This window comes from Pseudomonas sp. SST3, assembly GCF_003325755.1.
The window spans coordinates 94,029-113,936 of record NZ_QORI02000008.1 but is presented as its reverse complement, the minus strand read 5'-3'; the positions used below and the strand labels follow the sequence as shown (position 1 = coordinate 113,936).

Here is a 19,908-nt window from a genome sequence, read left to right as displayed (position 1 = left end):
GCCGCGCTTCCCATTGAAGCAGCCCTGCTTATCGGCCCGTCCGTGAGCAATCACTTCGATCTCGCCATTCTCTTCAGGTGCAGTCTGGTCCTTGGCTCCTGCCCCACAGAAAAGAGCCGTACCTCGCTGTTCCCGCAATTGCTGTTCCGTGCAGCGCCTCTGGGCTTCGTCGCGGCACTGATATTCAACGCGCTGCTGACGTTCGTTTACTGAGCCAGCACTGCAGCTCGGAGCCATGGTTCCGAGCTTTTTGCATGCATGGCGACACGGTTATCGAGGCTGCGAGAGCCGGTGACGCGGACGAGGATTTGCGGCGATAGCGTAGAAGGCTGTCGCCCAGCCGGCCGGAGCAAAGCAGCCCATCGGATCTTGACGCCAATACGCACTACACGCGGCGAGTTCCCTGCCCCATAGCGCAGACGAGCATCCAAGTGTCGAACCCAGACAATTGGCCAACGTACCACCGCTCTATGGTGAGCGACCTCGCCATCTCACCAGGAGCCTTCAATGGCCAACACCCCGATTACCGTGCTACGAGATACCCAACCGATGCCCGTCGTTGATGCCTGCAAATGGGAACGCATCGACGGCGACCCGCATACCGTCAATCTCAACGCCTATACCTCCGAGGATGGCAGCAAGATAATGGGCACCTGGATCTGCACGCCCGGCAAATGGCGAGTGGAATACGTCAAATGGGAGTACTGCCATTTCCAGGAAGGCTACTGCATCATCACGCCCGACGGCATGGAGCCCATCCATCTTAAGGCTGGCGACATCTTCGTGGTCGAGCCAGGTATGACAGGCACCTGGGAAGTCGTCGAGACAGTCCGCAAGTACTTCGTGTTCGCCTGATTGTCACGGCAGTTTGAACGCTCCCATCGCATGGGAGCGTTCGGCGGTGCTGCCCTGGCTTTTTACTTCCGAGTATCCGCACTGTGTTCGGTCGGTAAGCACCTCGCTGCCTCTCAACCGTCTGAATGACGCCGAAACTTTCTTCCTGCCGGCACAACAGTGCAAACGCATACGGCGCATCAAGCAAAGCCCTCGCACCCGGAAGCGTTGGGGCTCGATCGATCCATTGCGCAGGCTGGTACGCGAACGTGGGCGGTTGCAATCAGGCCGGCCAGACGATACGACTTTAGGTCACGCCGGCTTCATCGTTATCAGCACGAACCCCACCACGATTCCGGCCAGGGCAATCAGCCAGCCGATCCGGTGTGCACGGTTCTTTTCGGCTTGGCGTACAGGGTCCACGGGCTTTTTCTGTCTCACAATCCACCTGTTGCTGGTAAATACGACACACGCTGGAGACCGGCTAAACCTGCTCTCCAGCACAACGCGCGCCTTTGTAGGCCGTGAGGGCCGGATTGTCCAGCGAGTCGCTACCCTTCGCCGAGGAAATGCCTTGGATCATGCGCGTGGCTGGCCATTATCCGAGCGGGCTTTCTCCCGGATTTGGCTGGTTCTTCGGGTCGGTGTCGTCTTCCGGCTCGGCACTCTCTCCTGACTCGTCGCCGTACTCATCGTAGTCCGGCGGCGTCAGGCCATCCTTAAGCGGATCTTTTGGATCGGTCATGTCAACGGTCCTCGTCACGAGTAAAAAGACCAGAGCGGCCTGTCTGTAGGGACACGCGAGCTGCTTCATTGTTCGCGTTTAGCGGGCGGTGCTGGCGAGAGAGCAGGTCCGTTCTGTCTCGTTGCAATGGTTGCCGAGCGTCTCGTCCGGCCAAACCGTCCTGGGCCGTATGTCAACACTGAGCTCCAATGTGAACCAGTACCGGCGGCAGAACACTTGCGAGTACGCATGATGGCAATCTGACGCTAAACTCCGCCGCGCCCAAGGATGGCGACCACTCCACAGAGAGCACCCACGACCGTCCAAGGCAAGCCAAACGCTTTCTGCACGAACTCAAGGATGTCCTTCATGAACAAGCTTAATTATCTGGTCGCGGGGTTACTGAGCCTGGCGCTGACCGGTTGCGTCTCCTTCACTCCATCCGGGCCGATCGGCTTACCTGCGCGCGTTATGGAACACTCGGTGCCTGCCGGCGCGATGCTCAACGACGTTGAGGTTTCCGACTCTCGCCTGAATGAGACCCAGCGCAGAAACATCAGCAATGCGCTGACGGCGCAAATCGCCCAGCACGTCGAGCGCGGCGAGTACTTCGAACGCATGATCAGCTTCCCGGCCAAACTGGACGACCAAGACGTCCAGCTGCAATTCAACTTCACCTCGCTAAAGGGTAAGCGCACACCGCACCCCGGCTATTTTCCCGGTGCACTGCTGACTCTTACCGTCTGGATTTGGGTCAACGGCCCGATCTATGTAGACAAATACGACCTTGCCGCCGAGCTACAGATTATCGACGCGGCAGGTAAGCAGCTGGCGCTTTCGCAGAACACGTTAGTGCGCAATCAGAACACTGGCCTGTGGGACTACGATTATTTCAATACGTCGTTGGGCTCGCGGCAGCTCACTGAACTGGTTGAACAGCTGCTGCAAGACGGCACTCGCCAACTCGCACATTGACAAGGACGCCGAATATGAAACAGCTGATAGCCCTTCTCGCCATTGCCGCGTCCCTGACTCTGCAGGGTTGCATGACGTACTCGCACAACATGTTGCCGGAGGTCCAGCAATGGCCGCTTGCCGAGTCCATGCAGGCAAAGCCAACCGCATACATCAAGGTACAAACCGAGCATTCGGTGAACGGCACGCCGACGGCGAGCACCCCCAACATTGCCAAGCTGGAACAGCTCATTAAACAGAGCTTCGTCGACAGCGGCCGGTTCTCTCGGGTCAGCACCGAGCAGGAAGCGTCCGATCTCTATGTCACGGTTACTCTGCGCAATCAGGAAACCGGCAACCTCGGACTGGCTGTGGTCACAGGCGCACCTTCTTCCTGGTACCAGGCACCTTCGACAATACGCTGATCATGGACATGATGTTCCGCGACAGTGAAGGCAAGAAGCTGGGGCGGGTAGAGAAACAGGAAAAACTGACGACCTGGATGCACCTGCTTTTGATCTTCGCCTTGCCTTTCAACGAGTCGGCCGATCCGCTATTGACCGAACTCACGAAGAGTAACCTGGAAGAAGCCGCGGGCAAGGATCTGATCTGACCAGGCGACGCTCCCGATAGATGCACCGAGGGCTAAGGAGGTCCTCGGTGTATTGATGTCACAACGTTAACGAACCTAAATACCCTTGCGGGTCGCTTTGCCGATCACTGCCCGCCGAACATCCCCACCCAATAAATTCCCGCATCGCTCTGTGGATCCACTGGCGTAGGCAGCGCCGAGTTCGTTGAACTGCGGATTCACATCTCCAGCGAACCCGGTAATCAGAAGCAGTGAAGATGCACCGGGAGCACGAGCCAAGTCGAGCATGCGAGGCAAAACGCTTTCAGTCCCGGTGCGACTCCTGTTCATTAGTGCTTGTCATTCAGCGCTTGCCGTTTCAACTGGTCGACAATCTATAATCGTTCTTATTTGCACCGGACCTTCCATGGCTTCTTTCGCAGCCCGAACAATCCTGGCAATCGAGGACGATCCGATTCTCGGTAACCATCTGAAAACCTCCCTGGAAAGCCGCGGCTTTCAAGTCACTCTCGCTGATGACGGGCTCACCGGACTGACGTTGGCGCGCGAGTCGGCGTTCGACCTGATCCTGCTGGACGTGATGTTGCCGGCGCTCAGCGGCATGGAGCTGCTGACCCAGCTGCGCGAACAGCGTCGTACACCCGTGCTGATGATGTCTGCGCTGGGTAACGAGGCGCATCGCATCCAGGGCTTTGATAGCGGCGCCGATGATTACCTGCCCAAGCCGTTCAGCATCGAAGAACTGCAGGTACGCATCGCCGCCATTCTGCGGCGCGTCGCGTACGAGCGCAGCGTCCAGCCAGCGGCCAACGATGACACGATTCGCTTCGATGATCAGCGTTGCGATTTGCGTTACGAGGGCCGCTGGGTCGGTCTGACGGCGACTGAATACCGATTGATGAAGGTGCTGCACAACGCAGCTGGCGAAGTGCTGAGCAAACCGTTTCTCTACCAGCAAGCACTACACCGCGGCTATTCGCAGCATGATCGCAGCCTCGATATGCACATCAGCAACATCCGCCGCAAACTGGCCCGTGAACAGATCCTGGCGCTACGTCTGGAGTCGGTATGGGGCAAGGGCTACGTGCTGGAACTGCAGGCCAGCTGATGCCCAACCGTCATTCGTTGTTCTGGCGCCTGGTGGTGCTGGTCGCCGGGTTCTGTCTGTCGATGATCTGGGCCGGCGGCTACGTCGGTCGACAGATCGACCGGGCTAGCTCCTACCTGTCGCCGGAGGCGCATGAAGTCCTCGCCGACTATGCCGACCAGGCCCGTACTGCCCTGCATGAGGAGCCGGAAGCGCTGGAACAATGGCTTAAGAGCATGCGCCAGCGAGAGTCGAGCTGGCTGGTGGTAGTCGATGAGCAGCTGCAACCCCTCGGCGGGCAGACGCTTAACAACGAAGAGCGGCAAATGATCACCTTCGTGCGGCATTACGAGTGGCCAATGAGCCGGCGGAGTGAAAGCCTGCCGTTGGTATCCATGCCCATCGAGGGCAGCGGTGCGCGGCTGATCATGCGGTTGCCGGAACGCTTCCGGCCCTGGCGCCATCACGCATTACTTACCGCCGGTGCGGTGTATCTGCCACTGGTCTTGCTGTCAGTGCTGTTCTGCTGGATGCTCTACCGCCTGCTGGTCTCGCCGCTGGACAGCTTGCGTCGGCAGGCCAATGCGCTGCGCGGAAATCGCCTCGACTCGCTGCTGCCGCCGTCGATCGCCCGGCGTAACGATGAACTCGGCGAACTGGGCCGTTCGCTGGAGTACCTCACCCAGCGCCTGCGCGACTCCATTACGCAGCAGCAGCAACTGTTGCGCGATCTTTCCCACGAGCTGCGCACGCCGCTCAGCCGTTTGCGCGTCGCCTGTGAGAGTGAGCTGAGCGCCGAGGAAATGCGCAGTCGCACCGACCGCGAAATCACCAGCATGCAACACTTGGTCGACAGTACCCTGGAGTTCGCCTGGCTGGACAGCGAGCAGCCCCGCTTCGAATGCGAGCCGGTGGAAGTGGCGGCACTCTGGGATGTGCTCAGTGAGAACGCCTGCTTCGAATCCGGCTGGCCACGCGAGCGCATCCAGGCGCGGGTACCAGAGGATTGTCTGGTGCTTGGCAACCTCAACGCGCTAGCGCAAGCCATGGAAAACATTCTGCGCAACGCCATTCGCTATTCCCCCGCCGCGGGCACGGTCTGCCTGTGGGCGGAACCCGACGGCGATCATTGGCAGCTACACATTGAAGACCAGGGATCTGGTGTGCCGTCAGACCAATTGCCAGTAATCTTCCGGCCCTTCGCCCGGCTCAGCGCGGCCCGGCCTGGCGGCGACGGTTTCGGGCTGGGCCTGGCTATCGCTCGCAGCATGGTGCTGATGCAGGGCGGCGACATCTGGGCCGAGAACGGCAACCCCGGGCTGCGCATGACCATCCGCCTGCGAAGTGTATAGATTGTAAATGCGCTTTACTCTCAAATGAGAATACTTAGCATTGCGAACGGCGCGACCGCCGACGCGGGCGACGCGTCTGATTTGCGGCCTCTGGCGGCCGCGGACGATGAATGCTAAGGCTCAGGGAGAATGCGGGAATGGTCATTTTCAATCGACACCGGCTGGCTGGCGCCATCGCCATGGCAACCTGGATCAGCGCACCGGCCCATGCCGAAGAACCGCTCGAGCTCCAGCCGACCACAGTGGTGACCGCCGCCGGTTACGAACAGAACATTGCCAAGGCCCCGGCCAGTATTTCCGTGATTACCCGGGAGCAGCTGGAAAAGCAGTCCTACACCAACATCGTCGACGCGATGAAGAATATTCCCGGCGTCTACGTCACCGGTGGCGGCAATATGCAGGACATCAGCGTCCGCGGCATGACCTCAGCCTACACGCTCTATCTGGTCGATGGGCGCCCCGTTTCCGCCGGCCGCTCGGTCAATACCAACGGCAGCGACGGCGGCAAACAGATCGGCCTGCCACCGCTGGCAATGATCGAACGCATCGAAGTGATCCGCGGCCCGATGTCGTCGCTGTACGGCTCCGAGGCTATGGGCGGCGTGATCAACATCATTACCCGCAAAGGCGGCGACGCCTGGGCTGGCACCATTTCCACCGATTACAGCCATTCGCTGAACGACATCAACGAAGACGAAGCGACGACCAACTTCTATCTCGGAGGCGCGCTGATTCCGGGCCTGCTCGGCGCCAAGCTGAACGGCAGCTATACCCGTGCCGACGAAAGCGACCACATTGGCGCAGACGACGGCGCGGCCAGCACACCGGACAGCCAGCGCAAGCAGGGCGGCATCGAACTCTACCTGACACCCGACGAGCGCAATCGCTTCTCCGTCAGCTACCAGGCCGCACGCCTGAACGAAACCCATCATCCGGGCCAGAGCGTCGACATCACCGCGACGAAGAACACCACCGATTACGAGAAGGACATTTACGTACTGGCCCATGACGGCCAGTACGCCGATTGGCAAATCAGCAGTTACCTGCAGCATGACGAATCGGAGCGTGTTCAAGACCTCACCAAGCGCGAAGAGATCACCACGCTCAACACCCAGGCCAGCTACTTCTGGGGCTCGCATGTGTTCACATTCGGCGGTCAGTACAAGTACGAAGATTTCGTCGACGAATCCAATGGGCTGCTGGCGTCGAACGTGCCGGGTGCCGTAGCGAGCGTCGATCGCTGGCTGGCGGCGATCTTCGCCGAGGCCGAGTGGGGCGTAACCGAGGACCTGGCGATCACCACCGGTCTGCGTTACAACGACGACGAGCTGTTCGGCGGCTACCTGTCTCCGCGCCTGTATGGCGTCTACCAATCCACGCCGAACCTGACCCTCAAAGGTGGCGTCTCCACCGGCTACAAGCAGCCCGGCCTCGCCGACGCCACCGAAGGCTTCGGCCGCGGTACGGGCGGCGGCGGATCACCGGCGCCACATCCGCGCGCGCTGATTATCGGCAATCCGGAGCTGGACCCCGAAACCAGCACCAACTTCGAGCTGGGCTTCAATTACGACAATCCAGAACTGGGCTTTTCCACCAGCCTCATGGCCTTCCATACCAAGTACAAGGACAAGATCACCGAGGACCGCCTCTGCGAAACCGATACCGATGGCTCCAACACCAACCGCAACAATGTCGCTGCTTGGTCCTGCGACTTTGGCGGCACCGACTATTACTTCCTCAGCACGCGGATGAACGTTGACGAAGCCATCATGCAGGGCATCGAGTGGACCCTGGACTACAACTTCAGGCCCAATCTGCGCCTGAGCACCAGCTACACCTTCACCGACTCCGAGCAGAAGACTGGCGAGTTCAAAGGCGATCCGCTGAACAAGCAGCCCAAGCATATGGCCAACGCGCTGCTCGACTGGCAGGCAACGTCCCGCCTCAATGCCTGGTTGCAGGGTAACTACCGCAGCGAAACCAGCGATTACATCAGCCGTACCAGCATGTCCGACGGCACGCCGGGCTATGGCTTCTTCGATGCCGGCGTCGTCTATCAGCTGACGAGCAGCGTCGATGTGAAAGCCGGGCTGTACAACATCGCCAACAAGGAAATTACCAACGACGACTACGAAGTGGTGCTGGATGGCCGCCGGCTGGTCGTTGGCATGACTGTTGACTTCTAAGCGATCGCGACGCGGCGTGCTGCTTGCCTTCAAAGACGTGGCATACCGCCTCTAACCGACTGCCCGACCGGTCTGCTCCGCAGCCGTCGGGCTTTTTTGTCTGACTTCAGCCGTTTCCCACCGGGAGCCTGTCGTGACTCGTTCCGTATCGCAATCGCGTAACGCCTGGCCTGACATCGCCGCGCGCGCCGCCCTCGCCGTGCTTGGCGGCTACGCCTTCACCTACGCATTCACCGCCGCACTGGCGCGCCTGCTGCCAGTGGATCGCGTGGATGCGCTGACCACCGCGTCGCTGCTGTCGTTCGTGATCTATCTGGCATTCATTCTCTGGGCCTTCGCCGCGGCCTCGCTACGCCGGGTGCTGGTCGGGCTGGGTACCGCGGTGCCGTTGGCAGCCATCGGCTTCTGGCCACAGTTGCTGGAGGCCGTGCGATGAAAGGCAGCCTGACACAATCGATGTCCTGGCTGCATACCTGGTGCGGGCTCTTGCTCGGCTGGATGCTGTTCGCCATCTTCCTCACCGGCACGCTGGCGGTCTTCGATAAAGAGATCAGCTGGTGGATGCAGCCGGAATTGACCGACCGGGCGCAGTCGCCACCAGCCGCCGCCGACGTGGCGCAACGCTGGCTGACGGAGAATCATCCGGACGAATCGAACTGGAACATCAGCCTGCCTACCGAACGGTCGCCAGACCTCAGCGTCAGCGTAGGTGAACGACGCCGCGGCGCCGAGCGCACGCAGCTCGATCCGCAGACGGGTGAGATCGTCGAGGCGCGGGAAACCATCGGCGGCGATTTCTTCTTCCACTTCCACTATACCCTGCACCTGCCACGCATCCTCGGCATCTGGGTGGTCGGGTTCGCCGCCATGGCCATGCTGGTGGCGCTGATCAGCGGGATCATCATTCACAAGAAGATCTTCAAGGAATTCTTTACCTTCCGTCCGGCCAAGGGGCAACGTTCCTGGCTCGACGGCCACAACGCCAGCGCCGTCCTGCTGCTGCCGTTCCACCTGATGATTACCTACACAGGGCTCGCGATCTTCTTTCTGCTCTATATGCCGGCAGCAGTCGACGCACTGTATGACGGTGATCGGCAGGCCTACTTCAAGGAGGCGCAACCGGGCCGCGCCGCCGAGCAAGCGCCGCGCGGCGAAGGTCTTGGCGACAAGCCCATCCAAGCGCCGATCGCGCCGCTGCCGCCGCTCGGTGAAATCGTGTCCCGTGCCGAGGCGCACTATGGCGCCGGCATGATTGGTGGCCTGGCCGTGAGCAACCCAGGCCGAGCCAATGCTCAGGTCACGGCGCGTCCTGTCCTGGGTAATCGCATCGAACTGACCAAGGGCGAAGGCATGGTATTCAATGGCGTGACCGGCGAATTGATCCACGCACCGGAGCCGTCACGCACCAGTCAACTTACCCAACGGGTGATGGCTGGCCTGCATTTCGCGCAGTTTGGCGGTTATCCGATGCGCTGGCTGTACTTCATCTGTGGTTTGGTCAGCTGCGCCATGATCGCGACCGGGCTGGTGCTTTACACCGTCAAGCAGCGCAAGCAGGCCAAGGCCAACCAGTCCTTCCTCCGGTTCGTGGAAAGCACCAACGTGGCGATAGTGGCCGGGCTTTCGCTGGCCTGCATCGCGCTGTTTTGGGGCAATCGACTGCTGCCGGCAGAGTTGGCCGGTCGACAGGAGTGGGAGCTGCGGCTGTTCTTCAGTATCTGGGCCCTGAGCTGGTTGCACGGCTGGGTGCGCAAGCCCATGCACGCTTGGCGCGAGCAGCTATTCGCCGCTGCGGCACTGGCACTCGGCATGCCGTTGCTGGACCTGATGACCGGAAATCCGGCCTCGGACAGCATGCGCCTGTCTCTAACTGTCAGCGTATCGCTGATGGGCCTGTCGCTCGCCTGGACAGCCTGGAAAATACCCCAAGCCGTCGCTGCCAGAAAGGCACGTTCCGCCCCACTCAACCGCCCAGTTCCCGGAGCCTTGTCATGAACGGTTCAGCTCTGTTTTCCAGCTTCCTGCTGGCCTACGCCGGCATGCTGGGCTTCTGTCTCGGCAAGGAACGCCACTGGAAGCAACTGGTCAGCTCACGCGTGCCCGCTCGACTGCGCCGCCTCGGTGCCCCGCTCGGCAGTCTGCTGCTCGGATTGGCGGTCTACACGGCTGGCGACGTCTGGCCCGGCGGCATGGCACTGGTTGGCTGGTTTGGCCTGATCTCGCTTGCCGGCTTCGCCCTGCTCATGCTGATTCCTTACGCGCCGCGCGTAGCGACGAGCTTGCCCGTGATGGGTGGAATGATCTGGGTGGTATTGGCGGTGCTCTGAGCTGGAGTGGAAACCGCCTGGGGTCGCACGATGGACGCAACCTGACCGCTGTGCCACGTGTTCTGAAAACCCGAGCATTCCGATCCGAATAGCAGGGAGCCAAGCGACACCCAACAGAGCAGCCCATAGCGTTTATGGCATCACAGGCCTCGCCGAGTCCATGGCCTTAAGCGCCGCAGCTATCCGGTCACACAGGACCGAGACACTCCTAACGAAAAGCCCCGGCCTTGCGGTCGGGGCTTTTGCCGGTTCAACTGGTACGCCCATAGGGGCGACGATCCAACGAACCGCTTCGGTCAGAAGCGGTACTTCGCGGACGCGGTGAGACTGCGGGGAGCACCGTATGTCAGCGCGCCGTAGGCCTCGAACATGTCGAAGTACTTCTTGTCGGTCAGATTATCCACGTTCAGCTGAGCGGTAAGGTTTTCGGTCACATCGTAACGTGCCATCAAGTTGACCAGCGCAAACGCCTCCTGCTCGATCTTCTCCCGGTTGCCGGCTGGATTGTTGGCAAAGGTATGAACGCTGTCCTGCCAGTTCACCCCGCCGCCAATCGTCAGCTTATTGAACTCACCCGGCAGACGGTACGTAGTGAAGGTGCGCAGCAGCTTGGTTGGGTAACGGGTATTGACATCTTCGCCGTCGGCATCGCGAACCTTGAACTGGGTATAGCCTGCCGCGACGTTCCAGCCCTCTGCCACTTCGCCCGAAACCTCCAGCTCGAAGCCCTTGCTGGTGGCCCCTTCGGTAGCCTCATAGGCGAATTCCCCTGCCATCCCGCCAGGAACTTGAATACCCGTGCTCTGCGCCAGGTTGTCCTGTTTGATCTGGAAAACCGCCGCAGAGGCGTTCAGCCGGCCTTCGAAGAACTCGGCTTTGACGCCGGTTTCATAACTCTCACCTACGATCGGCTCCAGTTGCTGCCCGCTAATGTCGCGCTCGGACTGCGGAAGAAATATCTCGGTATAGCTTGCATAGGCCGATAGGTTGTCGGTGAGGTCGTAAACAATACCTGCATATGGCGTCAGCTCGTGATTCACCTCGACGTGAGACTCGGCGGAATAGATGTCGTCGCTGGTCTTCTCATAGTTACTGTCGCGAGCGCCGATAATCAGTTTGAGCGCATCGGTCACGTTGAGTCGCGTGACGCCGTACAACCCTTTCTGGGTCACCTCGCCGTAGCCATAGTCAGTCAGCGAGCCCCATACCGGTGCGGCGAAATCACCGTCGTAAACGTCAAAATTCGCGACACCTTGAAAGCCGGTCTGCGCGATGCGCGTATCGGCATCGAAGTCCTGTTTGCTGTAGATGTAACCAAACGCGGCTTCATGTTCGCGCCCAAACAGCCTGAACGGGCCGCTGAAACGAATGCTGTAGTCGTCCTGTACGGTCTCGGTCTTGTACGAGCCGGGAAAGGAAGACATAGGCGCACTACCGTCACGGCCAGGATTACCCGACAGGTAAAGTAGATAGGAGTCGGAATTACGCTCGCCGCGGTTATAGCTCAGGTTGACCTGCCAGTTATTGGCGAAGAAGTGGTCCAGGTTGGCGAAGTAAGTTTCGTAAGTACTGTCCCATTTGCTCCACTCTGCAGACGTTGTCGTAGAGCGACTCCAGTTCGTACGGCTACCGTCGGCATACCAGGTCGGCAGCCCGCCCCACATGGGCGAATCGGAATTGTTTTCCTGGCGACTCAGGCCGAACCACAACGTGGTGTCGGGCGTCAGGTCAATGTCCATGGTGCCGTAAAAGGTTTCGCGTTCCTTGGATTTCAGATCGATCCAGCTGTTACCTTCGTTGTACTCGCCAACCAGCCTCGCACGCACCGTGCCGGCTTCGTTCAGGGCCAAGGAAAGATCGCCCAGCGTGCCATAGGTATCCCAGCTTCCGGCGCTGACCTCGACTGAACCAGTCAGGACCCGGCTGCTGGCACGTTTGCGCACCAGGTTAAGTGAAGCGGACGGATCACCCGCTCCCGCCATCAGACCATTTGCGCCGCGGACAACTTCCACGCGGTCGTACATCGCGAGGCTGCTGAACATCTCGCCCGAACTCCACGGCTGCTCCCAGATCGTCGGCACACCATCAATCATCAGCGAGTTGATCTCGAAACCACGCGCGTTGAACTGTGCCCGATCGGTTTCGTAGCGATTGACCGACACGCCAGTCGTGTTGTTGACCACATCAAGGATGGTCTGCATGTCCTGGTCTTCCATCCGCTGCTGCGTTACTACGCTGACAGACTGCGGCGTCTCGCGAAGGGACATGCTGAGCGGTGTGGCAGTGCGCGCGGCACCGGTGGTATAGGCACCGGTCCCTTCCGTCACGTCTCGCACCACCTCACCGGTGACCGTGACAGCGTCAAGGGTAGTTGCATCGTCCGCTTCAGCTGGAGCGGTTACCTGCGCGTAAGCGGGCACGGCTGGAAGGACCGCGCCAGCAGCCAGTAAGTGAACGACCAGCGTGAGCGGTCGCAGGGCAAGCTTTGGGCGTTCAGCGACGGGGGCTAACTGGGTAAGCGTGTGGGTCGGCATTCTTGTCAGCTTCCTTGTAATGTTATTGATTCTACGAATCGTTCTCATTATATGCGCGTACTTGCGCTCGCAGAAAGCCCTTGATTACGGCAGACGAGCAAGCCGAAAACCGAACCGAAAGTTCTTACAATGTCGCAGTGAGAGTTTGATAGTTGACGAACGCAAGCCAAGCCGCTCGCAGTCGGCAAGGTAGGGAGACCGACTCTAATTACTGTCATTGCGCTTCAACTCATTGTATTCACGGTCCTTAGCCCTCTCGTCCAGCGCCCAGTCCCAAAAGGCCCGTAAGCCTTTACAATGCGCGACTTTCGATTCGCACCCGGTCCGCGCCCATGTCCTTGCCTCAACACCACCTCGAACTGCTCTCCCCTGCTCGGGATACCACCATTGCAAGAGAGGCCATCCTGCATGGCGCCGATGCGGTGTACATCGGCGGGCCGAGTTTCGGTGCGCGACACAACGCCGAGAACAGCGTGGCGGACATTGCCGAGCTGGTGAAATTCGCCCATCTGTTCCATGCGCGGGTGTTCGTCACCATCAACACCATCCTTCATGACGACGAGCTGGAAGCGGCGCGGGCGCTGATCTGGCAGCTTTATGAGATCGGCGTCGACGCGCTGATCGTGCAGGACATGGGCGTGATGGAGATGGACATTCCGCCGATCGAACTGCACGCCAGCACCCAGACCGATATCCGTACCCTCGAGCGCGCCAAGTTCCTCGACAAGGCCGGCTTCTCTCAGCTGGTGCTGGCCCGCGAGCTGAATCTGCAGGAAATACGTGCGATCAGCGATGCCACTGAGGCTGCCATCGAATTCTTCATTCACGGTGCCCTGTGCGTAGCGTTTTCCGGACAGTGCAACATTTCTCATGCGCAAAACGGCCGCAGCGCCAACCGTGGCGACTGCTCCCAGGCGTGCCGCCTGCCCTACACACTCAAGGATGATCAGGGCCGCGTCGTCGCGTTCGACAAGCACCTGCTGTCTATGAAGGACAACAACCAGAGCGCCAACCTGCGCGCACTGGTCGATGCCGGCGTACGCTCATTCAAGATCGAGGGTCGCTACAAGGATGTGAGCTACGTGAAAAACATCACCGCTTACTACCGCCAGCGTCTGGATGAGATTCTTGAAGACCGCACTGACCTGGCACGCGCTTCCAGCGGCCGTACCGATCACTTCTTCGTGCCGGACCCGGACAAGACCTTCCACCGCGGCAGCACTGATTACTTCGTTACAGACCGCAAAATTGACATCGGTGCCTTCGATTCGCCGACCTTCACCGGCCTCGCTGTAGGCGAAGTGCTCAAAGTCGGCAAGCACGATCTCACGGTGCAGACACGCGAGCCGCTGTCCAACGGCGACGGTCTGAACGTGCTGATCAAGCGTGAGGTGGTGGGCTTCCGCGCCAGCGTGGTCGAGCCGCTGGGGCAATCAGAAGAGGAAGGCCAGGCGCTCTGGCAGTACCGCGTCGAACCCAACGAGATGCCCGCCGCGATCCGCCAGCTGCGCCCGAACCATCCGCTCAATCGCAACCTGGACCACAACTGGCAGCAGGCATTACTGAAGACCTCTGCCGAGCGCCGCATTGGCGTGCGCTGGCTGGCCAGGCTGCGTGCGGATGAGCTTGAACTCCACGTGACCAGCGAGGAAGGCGCCTATGCCACCGCCTCGCTGGCCGGCCCCTTCGGCGAAGCCAAGAAGCCCGAGCAAGTGCCCGGTCAGATCGTCGACCTGCTGAGCCAGTTGGGCACCACGATCTACCACGCCGAAGAAGCCGAGATGGACGCACCCCAGGCCTTCTTCATTCCCAACTCACAACTCAAGGCATTGCGCCGCGAAGCCATCGAGGCGCTCACCGAAGCTCGCGAAGCCATTCGCCCGCTGGGCAGCCGCAAGGCAGTCAGCGTACCGCCGCCGGTCTACCCCGAATCGCATCTGACCTTCCTTGCCAACGTCTACAACGAAAAGGCGCGCACCTTCTACCAGCGTTACGGTGTTGAGCTGATCGATGCGGCCTTCGAGGCCCATGAGGAAACCGGCGAGGTGCCGGTGATGATCACCAAGCACTGCCTGCGCTTCTCCTTCAACCTCTGCCCGAAACAGGCCAAGGGCGTCACCGGCGTGCGCACGAAGGTCGCGCCGATGCAGCTGGTGCACGGCGACGAGGTGCTGACCCTGAAGTTCGACTGCAAGCCCTGCGAGATGCACGTGATCGGTAAGATCAAGGGCAATATTCTCAATCTGCCGCAGCCGGGCAGCGCCAGCAGCGTGGTCGGGCATATCACGCCGGACGACCTGATGAAGACCATACGGAACAAGCCGCACGCCTAAGCGGCATGCTGGGTCTGGACGCCGCCATGGCGTCCGCTCCTCAGCCACGAGAATTCCGATCCGTAAAACCTTGTGAGTCGAGGCCGCCGTCCGGTAGGTTCGATATTGCCCGCGCAACTGGCGGGCCAGAACAACAACCGCGGCCTTCCCAGGCATGCCTTGCAAGGACACACCATGAGATCTCTGATTGCGGCCAGCGTCTTGCTAGCCAGCGGCGCGAGTTTCGCCGCACCCTCGAATTCGCTGCTCGATGACGTCCAACAGCGCGGAACCCTTAAGGTCTGCACCACTGGCGATTACAAGCCCTACACCTTCCTGCGCGACGACAAGCAGTACGAAGGCATCGACATTGCACTGGCCGAGTCGTTGGCCAAAACCCTTAACGTCAAGATCGAGTGGGTGCCGACCACCTGGAAAACGCTGATGCCGGACTTCCTTGCCGGCAACTGCGACATGGGCGTGGGCGGCATCTCGATTTCTCTCGAGCGGCAGAAAAAGGCCTTCTTCAGCAACCCGATCACGGTGGACGGCAAGATTCCCTTCGTCCGTTGCGACGAGGTCGACAAGTACCAGACCATCGAACAGCTCAACCAACCGTCAGTGCGCCTGATCGAGCCGCCGGGCGGCACCAACGAGGCCTTCGTTCATCGCGAGTTGCCCAAGGCACAGCTGGAGTTGTTCCACGACAACACGGTGATCTTCAAATCCGTCGCTGATAACAAGGCCGACGTGATGATCACCGACTCGTCCGAGGCGCAGTACCAGCAGCGCAACTACCCAACGCTGTGCGCGGTGAACCCCGACAAGCCGCTGCAATACAGCGAAAAGGCGTTTCTGCTGCCGCGTGGCGACATGGCGTTCAAGGCCTACGTCGACCAGTGGCTGCATCTGACCAAGGCGACCGGCGAGTACCAGCGCATCGCCGATAGCTGGTTAGCCAAGCCCGACGAGTGACGAGCCGGGATGAGCCGCACGCTTAGTAGGTCAGGCTGGCGCTCAAACGTGCGGTTCTTGGCTGGCCGACATCGACCTGCAGCTCGCTGCCGGTGCTCGACGGGTAGTACTGCTTGTCGAACAGGTTGTCGACGCTGAGCTGCAGCGGGTCTACTGGCCCAGCACCGGGTACTCCCAACGCAGAATGGCATCGACCACGGTGTGGCTGCTCATTCAGTAGTCGTTGGCGTTGTTGCCGGCACGCTGCCCTTGCTGGCGCTGCTGACATCGCGGGCCTGGTAGCGCTGATCCGGCTCCACGCCCGCATCGACAATCTGAACTTCGGGCAATACTGTTGTCTGCTGTTCGACGGCGATCACGAGCGTCAGTGGGCTAGGCAAAACGGCAACAACAGGCAGCGCGATACGCGCTCTCAGAATGGCGCGAAACGAACATGTATGGACATCCCGACTCAATGAAAAAGGGGGAACCTTACTCGCGTTGAGAGTAATTCCTGTAAAAACCCTGATAGCTGCTGCTCAACACTCGGCGCTGGGGCCTCAACCGGCCGATATAGGCCCTTCCATAAGCAAACAAGGAACGAACATGCTCAATGGGTCAGCTCGCTGGATCATGGCGTTATCACTGGTCGCAACCCTCGTCGGATGCGCAACCCCCCCGCCCGAGCCGCCACAGCCAGACGCCGAACCCCAACCTTCGATAGAACAGGGCGAACTCATCGGCTCGGGCAAGGCCTCGTACTACGGCAGCCAGCACCACAACAAGTTGACCGCCAACGGAGAGCGCTTCGACCAGGGCGCGCTCACCGCAGCGCACCGCACCCTGCCCTTTGGCGCCAAGGTCCGGGTCATCAATACGCGCAACGGTAAAAGCGTGGTGGTGCGCATCAATGACCGTGGGCCGTTCGTGCGTGGGCGCGTCATTGATCTGTCGAAAGCGGCGTTCGAGCGAATCGCCAGCACCCGCTCGGGCGTCGTTCGGGTGCGTTTGGAACGCGTCGATTAAGCGTCATCACCATAAGCTAGCCCAGCATCAAGTAAGGGTGCGGCGTGCCGATAGATAATCACCCTCACTCAGCACCTGGTGCATCCATGTTCAACGGCCAACTCAAAAAACAACTCGAAGAACAAGCTGCAGAGCTGTTGCTGCTCCGTCAGCTGCGCGACCAGATGAACAGCGCGACGCTGTCGATCACCCTCGACGCCGAGTTTCGGATGATAGCGGTCAATCAGAAGTTCGCGAACATCCTCGGCTACGACGCCGAACAGCTGAAAGGCCGTCCGATGGCAGAGATCGTACCGGCCTATGTGAAGAATCTGCCCTGCTTCCACAACTTCCGCGCAGCGGTGTCCAAGCTTGTTCCAATCAGCGACAACTATCGCTTTCTGCGCACCGATGGCAGCCTCGCCTGGCTGTACATAGACTGGTACCCGATCCGGAACGCCCAAGGTGCTCTGCTGCACATGAGCGGCTATGCGCGTGAGGTGACGAAGGCGCTGCAGCTTGCGAAGGAGAATGAAGCCTTCATCGCTGCGTTGCTGCGTTCAACGGCGGTGATCCAGTTCAATCTGGACGGTACCGTGGTCTCGGCCAACGAACAGTTCCTGCAAGGCATGGGCTATTCGCTCAAACAGATCCAGGGCAAGCATCACAGTATGTTCTGCACCGCCGAGGAAGCCTCGTCGCCGCAGTACAAGACGTTCTGGCAGACGCTTAATCGCGGCGAGTTCGTCGCGGACCGCTTCAAGCGCATCGATAGCCAGGGCCGGGACGTCTGGCTCGAAGCATCCTACAACCCGGTCCACGATACCGAAGGCAAGCTCTGCAAAGTGGTGAAATTCGCCAGTGTCGTGTCCGAGCAGGTCGCTCGCGAAGAAGAAGTGCGGGAGGCGGCGAGCATCGCTTACGACGTGTCCATTAAGACCGACACCAGTGCCGAGCGCGGCGCGGTTGTGGTCAACGATACGGTTGCGACCATGCAGCGCATCGCCGAAGAGGTCGAATCGGCTACCCAAGGAATCGAGGCGCTGGGCCAGCAATCCCACCTGATCAGCTCGATTGTGCAGACTATTGGCGGTATCGCCGCACAGACCAACCTACTCGCGCTCAACGCCGCCATCGAAGCGGCACGCGCGGGCGAGCAAGGCCGTGGTTTCGCGGTGGTCGCCGACGAGGTACGCCAATTGGCTGGCCGAACCAGCACGGCCACTGACGAAATCGTCAGCGTGGTACAGAAGAACCAGGCTCTGGTCGACGAAGCGGTCCGAGAGATGGCCAACAGCCGTGAACAAGCGGCCCAAGGCCTGTCGCTGGCCAAACAGGCCGGCGCCGTGATCGTCGAGATTCAAGACGGTGCCAAGCAGGTGGTCAGCGCGATCGGCCGCTTTGCCAACGAATTGGACTAAGCGCTACAGCCCGATAGGCTGGAACGCGAGTGATCGCGTCCCGCGCATTCCAGCCTTGTTGCTATTTCATCCCTTGGGCCACATTGAGGACGGCTTCGCTGTTGTCACCACGCTGAGTCATCAGCCAGTGGCAGCAGCGCACCATCCATCCGGCTTCCAGCCCAACGAATATCGCAACGGGAACAGCTTGCGCCCGCCTCAGCTCACTGCCGATTCCACCGGCCGCGCAAAACGATAGGTGGCGAAACAACACAGCACCACGCCGCTCAACGCCAGCAACCCGCCCACGATGCCCACATCGCTCAGACCTAGATGAAGGGTAACCAGGCTGCCCAGCAATGCGCCGCCACCGATACCGACGTTGTAGATGCCGGAGAACAGGGCCATGGCGACATCGGTCGCATCCGAAGCGAGTTTCAGCACCTTCGACTGCAACGCCAGGCCGAAGCACATTCCGGCGATGCCCCACACCACCACCAGAGTGCCCAGCAGCGAAGTCTCACGTGCAGCCGGCAATAGCAGCAGCAAACACATCGCCATGGTCGATATCGCCGCGATCAGAAAGCCTCGCGGATAACGGCCGCTGTAGCGGCTGAACAGGAACGAACCAAGAATGCCGGCGCCGCCGAACAGCAGCAGCAACGCGGTTGTCATGCCACCGCTCAGGTGGGCGATGGTCTGTGCGACGGGCTCGATATAAGTGTAAGCGGTGAACTGCGCAGTGATCACCAGCGCCGTCAACACGTAAGCAGCAACCAGAGCAGGCCGTTTGAACAACACCGGCAAGCTGCGCAACGACCCTGAATTCTGGCTCGGTAACAGCGGTAAGGTGCGCGCCAGCACCAGTACGGCCAGTGCCGCGACTATGGCGATCGACAGAAAGGTCGTGCGCCAGCCCAGCAGCTCGCCGACGACCCTACCCAGCGGAATGCCCAGCACCATGGCCAGTGCGCTGCCCGTCGCCAACAAGCCTAGCGCCTGAGCCTGTTTGCCTTCGGGTGCGACCCGCACGGCCAGCGACGCGGTGATCGACCAGAACACGGCATGCGCCAGGGCGATACCGATACGGCTGACCATCAGCATGCCGAAGCTGGACGCCACGCTCGAGACCAGATGGCTGCCGATGAACACCACGAAGACGAAGATCAGCAAGGTGCGACGTTCGACGTTGCGCGTCAGCAGCATCATCGGCAGCGACATCAATGCCACCACCCAGGCATAGATGGTTAGCATCAGGCCGACCTGGGATGGCGGCATGTCGAACGAGCGTCCGATATCGCTGAGCAAGGCGACCGGGACGAACTCGGTCGTGTTGAAGATGAAAGCGGCAAGGGCCAGTGCAACGACACTGAGCCAACTGCCAGGGCGGGCATTTGATTCGTTCATGTAAGCAGGTCTGATTGCGGTGCACTCGTGAATAGGAGGCTGCATGGCACCCGGCACGAATGGCGATTGGAAGGTGACAAGCCGCTGAAAAACCACAACGCAGTCGCACCGCCACTTCGAAGAAGCGCGGAGGATCGTTCATAAAACAGAGGATGTGTTTCAGGCGGAAGGTCTGAGCGGCGCGGATTCTACGCCTGCGGCAGAACCCTGTCAGGTACCAGAGATAGCTGACGACCAATG

Annotated in this window: 19 protein-coding genes and 3 pseudogenes; 16 read left to right on the top strand and 6 right to left on the bottom strand. The window is 60.3% G+C overall.

All coding sequences use genetic code 11. From position 1 onward, the window contains the following. Positions 1-42: 42 nt before the first annotated feature. A complete protein-coding gene (locus DQ405_RS10305) occupies positions 43-213 on the top strand; it encodes a hypothetical protein (protein WP_241729919.1) in 171 nt (56 codons plus the stop codon). A gap of 294 nt (positions 214-507) precedes the next feature. Further along, positions 508-855: a cupin domain-containing protein gene (locus DQ405_RS10300; RefSeq protein ID WP_168424136.1), complete on the top strand. Its 348-nt coding sequence runs from the start codon at positions 508-510 to the stop codon at positions 853-855. Between the two features lie 577 nt (positions 856-1,432). Here the strand turns inward: DQ405_RS10300 and DQ405_RS10295 are convergent. Next, positions 1,433-1,579 carry a hypothetical protein gene (locus DQ405_RS10295; RefSeq protein WP_168424135.1) on the bottom strand — a complete coding sequence of 49 codons (147 nt, stop codon included), beginning with the start codon at positions 1,577-1,579 and terminating at the stop codon, positions 1,433-1,435. Positions 1,580-1,927: 348 nt separating this feature from the next. Here DQ405_RS10295 and DQ405_RS10290 point away from each other — a divergent pair, with 348 nt between their 5' ends. The 3 genes from DQ405_RS10290 to DQ405_RS27465 are packed head-to-tail and all read left to right on the top strand — an operon-like array spanning position 1,928 to position 3,125. Continuing rightward, entirely contained in the window at positions 1,928-2,533 is a 606-nt protein-coding gene (locus DQ405_RS10290) for a hypothetical protein (RefSeq protein WP_168424134.1), read from the top strand. A 14-nt stretch (positions 2,534-2,547) separates the two neighbouring features. Then, positions 2,548-2,937: a hypothetical protein gene (locus DQ405_RS10285; protein ID WP_241729917.1), complete on the top strand. Its 390-nt coding sequence runs from the start codon at positions 2,548-2,550 to the stop codon at positions 2,935-2,937. Between the two features lie 2 nt (positions 2,938-2,939). Continuing rightward, complete coding sequence (locus DQ405_RS27465) at positions 2,940-3,125, top strand: hypothetical protein (protein ID WP_241729915.1); 186 nt, start codon at positions 2,940-2,942, stop codon at positions 3,123-3,125. 104 nt (positions 3,126-3,229) lie between these two features. Here DQ405_RS27465 and DQ405_RS10280 read toward each other — a convergent pair. After that, positions 3,230-3,326 (bottom strand): annotated as a pseudogene (locus DQ405_RS10280) (CAP domain-containing protein); the annotation flags it as partial. A gap of 184 nt (positions 3,327-3,510) precedes the next feature. Here DQ405_RS10280 and DQ405_RS10275 point away from each other — a divergent pair. From DQ405_RS10275 to DQ405_RS10250, 6 genes are all read left to right on the top strand, one after another. Continuing rightward, entirely contained in the window at positions 3,511-4,212 is a 702-nt protein-coding gene (locus DQ405_RS10275; RefSeq protein ID WP_168424133.1) for a response regulator transcription factor, read from the top strand. Then, on the top strand, positions 4,212-5,543 hold the full coding sequence (locus tag DQ405_RS10270) for a HAMP domain-containing sensor histidine kinase (protein WP_168424132.1): 1,332 nt from the start codon (positions 4,212-4,214) through the stop codon (positions 5,541-5,543). The genes DQ405_RS10275 and DQ405_RS10270 overlap by 1 nt, the downstream gene beginning before the upstream one ends. Positions 5,544-5,680: 137 nt before the next feature. Then, positions 5,681-7,729 (top strand): TonB-dependent receptor domain-containing protein, encoded by a 2,049-nt coding sequence (locus tag DQ405_RS10265; protein WP_168424131.1) that lies wholly within the window; start codon positions 5,681-5,683, stop codon positions 7,727-7,729. A gap of 133 nt (positions 7,730-7,862) precedes the next feature. After that, positions 7,863-8,165: an iron transporter gene (locus DQ405_RS10260; protein WP_168424130.1), complete on the top strand. Its 303-nt coding sequence runs from the start codon at positions 7,863-7,865 to the stop codon at positions 8,163-8,165. Beyond that, positions 8,162-9,724, top strand: a complete 1,563-nt coding sequence (locus DQ405_RS10255) for a PepSY-associated TM helix domain-containing protein (protein ID WP_168424129.1) — start codon at positions 8,162-8,164, stop codon at positions 9,722-9,724. Before DQ405_RS10260 ends, DQ405_RS10255 begins: the two co-directional genes overlap by 4 nt. Further along, positions 9,721-10,056, top strand: coding sequence for a DUF3325 domain-containing protein (locus DQ405_RS10250; protein ID WP_168424128.1), 336 nt, complete (start codon positions 9,721-9,723; stop codon positions 10,054-10,056). The genes DQ405_RS10255 and DQ405_RS10250 overlap by 4 nt, the downstream gene beginning before the upstream one ends. 296 nt (positions 10,057-10,352) lie before the next feature. Here the strand turns inward: DQ405_RS10250 and DQ405_RS10245 are convergent, their stop codons facing one another. Continuing rightward, complete coding sequence (locus DQ405_RS10245) at positions 10,353-12,590, bottom strand: TonB-dependent siderophore receptor (RefSeq protein WP_168424127.1); 2,238 nt, start codon at positions 12,588-12,590, stop codon at positions 10,353-10,355. Positions 12,591-12,922: 332 nt separating this feature from the next. Between DQ405_RS10245 and DQ405_RS10240 the strand changes: the two genes are divergently transcribed. Both DQ405_RS10240 and DQ405_RS10235 read left to right on the top strand, forming a co-directional pair. After that, positions 12,923-14,923, top strand: coding sequence for a peptidase U32 family protein (locus tag DQ405_RS10240; protein WP_168424126.1), 2,001 nt, complete (start codon positions 12,923-12,925; stop codon positions 14,921-14,923). 174 nt (positions 14,924-15,097) lie between these two features. Then, complete coding sequence (locus DQ405_RS10235; protein WP_168424125.1) at positions 15,098-15,877, top strand: transporter substrate-binding domain-containing protein; 780 nt, start codon at positions 15,098-15,100, stop codon at positions 15,875-15,877. A 22-nt stretch (positions 15,878-15,899) separates the two neighbouring features. On the opposite strand, the pseudogene DQ405_RS10230 reads toward DQ405_RS10235, so the two are convergent. Continuing rightward, a pseudogene (locus DQ405_RS10230) lies at positions 15,900-16,135 on the bottom strand (TonB-dependent siderophore receptor); the annotation flags it as partial. Next, a complete protein-coding gene (locus DQ405_RS10225) occupies positions 16,087-16,236 on the bottom strand; it encodes a hypothetical protein (protein ID WP_168424051.1) in 150 nt (49 codons plus the stop codon). The pseudogene DQ405_RS10230 and the gene DQ405_RS10225, both read right to left, overlap by 49 nt. A gap of 226 nt (positions 16,237-16,462) precedes the next feature. Between DQ405_RS10225 and DQ405_RS10220 the strand changes: the two genes are divergently transcribed. The 3 genes and pseudogenes from DQ405_RS10220 (at position 16,463) to DQ405_RS28530 (ending at position 18,282) form a co-directional block, all read left to right on the top strand. Further along, on the top strand, positions 16,463-16,882 hold the full coding sequence (locus DQ405_RS10220; RefSeq protein ID WP_241729913.1) for a septal ring lytic transglycosylase RlpA family protein: 420 nt from the start codon (positions 16,463-16,465) through the stop codon (positions 16,880-16,882). A gap of 86 nt (positions 16,883-16,968) precedes the next feature. Continuing rightward, positions 16,969-17,745, top strand: a pseudogene (locus DQ405_RS28535) (PAS domain-containing protein); the annotation flags it as partial. Further along, the gene (locus tag DQ405_RS28530; RefSeq protein WP_446730875.1) at positions 17,728-18,282 is read left to right on the top strand and encodes a methyl-accepting chemotaxis protein; all 555 of its coding nucleotides are present in this window, start codon (positions 17,728-17,730) and stop codon (positions 18,280-18,282) included. The pseudogene DQ405_RS28535 and the gene DQ405_RS28530, both read left to right, overlap by 18 nt. A 198-nt stretch (positions 18,283-18,480) precedes the next feature. Here DQ405_RS28530 and DQ405_RS10210 read toward each other — a convergent pair whose 3' ends face one another. Then, positions 18,481-19,668 carry a sugar transporter gene (locus tag DQ405_RS10210; RefSeq protein ID WP_168424122.1) on the bottom strand — a complete coding sequence of 396 codons (1,188 nt, stop codon included), beginning with the start codon at positions 19,666-19,668 and terminating at the stop codon, positions 18,481-18,483. Positions 19,669-19,908 lie beyond the last annotated feature (240 nt).

What these genes read in the sequence shown, in the direction of transcription:
- DQ405_RS10300 (WP_168424136.1), top strand. Translation starts at nt 508, where the DNA reads ATGGCCAACACCCCGATTACCGTGCTACGAGATACCCAACCGATGCCC.
- DQ405_RS10295 (WP_168424135.1), bottom strand. Translation starts at nt 1,579, where the DNA reads ATGACCGATCCAAAAGATCCGCTTAAGGATGGCCTGACGCCGCCGGAC.
- DQ405_RS10290 (WP_168424134.1), top strand. Translation starts at nt 1,928, where the DNA reads ATGAACAAGCTTAATTATCTGGTCGCGGGGTTACTGAGCCTGGCGCTG.
- DQ405_RS10285 (WP_241729917.1), top strand. Translation starts at nt 2,548, where the DNA reads ATGAAACAGCTGATAGCCCTTCTCGCCATTGCCGCGTCCCTGACTCTG.
- DQ405_RS27465 (WP_241729915.1), top strand. Translation starts at nt 2,940, where the DNA reads ATGGACATGATGTTCCGCGACAGTGAAGGCAAGAAGCTGGGGCGGGTA.
- DQ405_RS10275 (WP_168424133.1), top strand. Translation starts at nt 3,511, where the DNA reads ATGGCTTCTTTCGCAGCCCGAACAATCCTGGCAATCGAGGACGATCCG.
- DQ405_RS10270 (WP_168424132.1), top strand. Translation starts at nt 4,212, where the DNA reads ATGCCCAACCGTCATTCGTTGTTCTGGCGCCTGGTGGTGCTGGTCGCC.
- DQ405_RS10265 (WP_168424131.1), top strand. Translation starts at nt 5,681, where the DNA reads ATGGTCATTTTCAATCGACACCGGCTGGCTGGCGCCATCGCCATGGCA.
- DQ405_RS10255 (WP_168424129.1), top strand. Translation starts at nt 8,162, where the DNA reads ATGAAAGGCAGCCTGACACAATCGATGTCCTGGCTGCATACCTGGTGC.
- DQ405_RS10250 (WP_168424128.1), top strand. Translation starts at nt 9,721, where the DNA reads ATGAACGGTTCAGCTCTGTTTTCCAGCTTCCTGCTGGCCTACGCCGGC.
- DQ405_RS10245 (WP_168424127.1), bottom strand. Translation starts at nt 12,590, where the DNA reads ATGCCGACCCACACGCTTACCCAGTTAGCCCCCGTCGCTGAACGCCCA.
- DQ405_RS10240 (WP_168424126.1), top strand. Translation starts at nt 12,923, where the DNA reads ATGTCCTTGCCTCAACACCACCTCGAACTGCTCTCCCCTGCTCGGGAT.
- DQ405_RS10235 (WP_168424125.1), top strand. Translation starts at nt 15,098, where the DNA reads ATGAGATCTCTGATTGCGGCCAGCGTCTTGCTAGCCAGCGGCGCGAGT.
- DQ405_RS10220 (WP_241729913.1), top strand. Translation starts at nt 16,463, where the DNA reads ATGCTCAATGGGTCAGCTCGCTGGATCATGGCGTTATCACTGGTCGCA.
- DQ405_RS10210 (WP_168424122.1), bottom strand. Translation starts at nt 19,668, where the DNA reads ATGAACGAATCAAATGCCCGCCCTGGCAGTTGGCTCAGTGTCGTTGCA.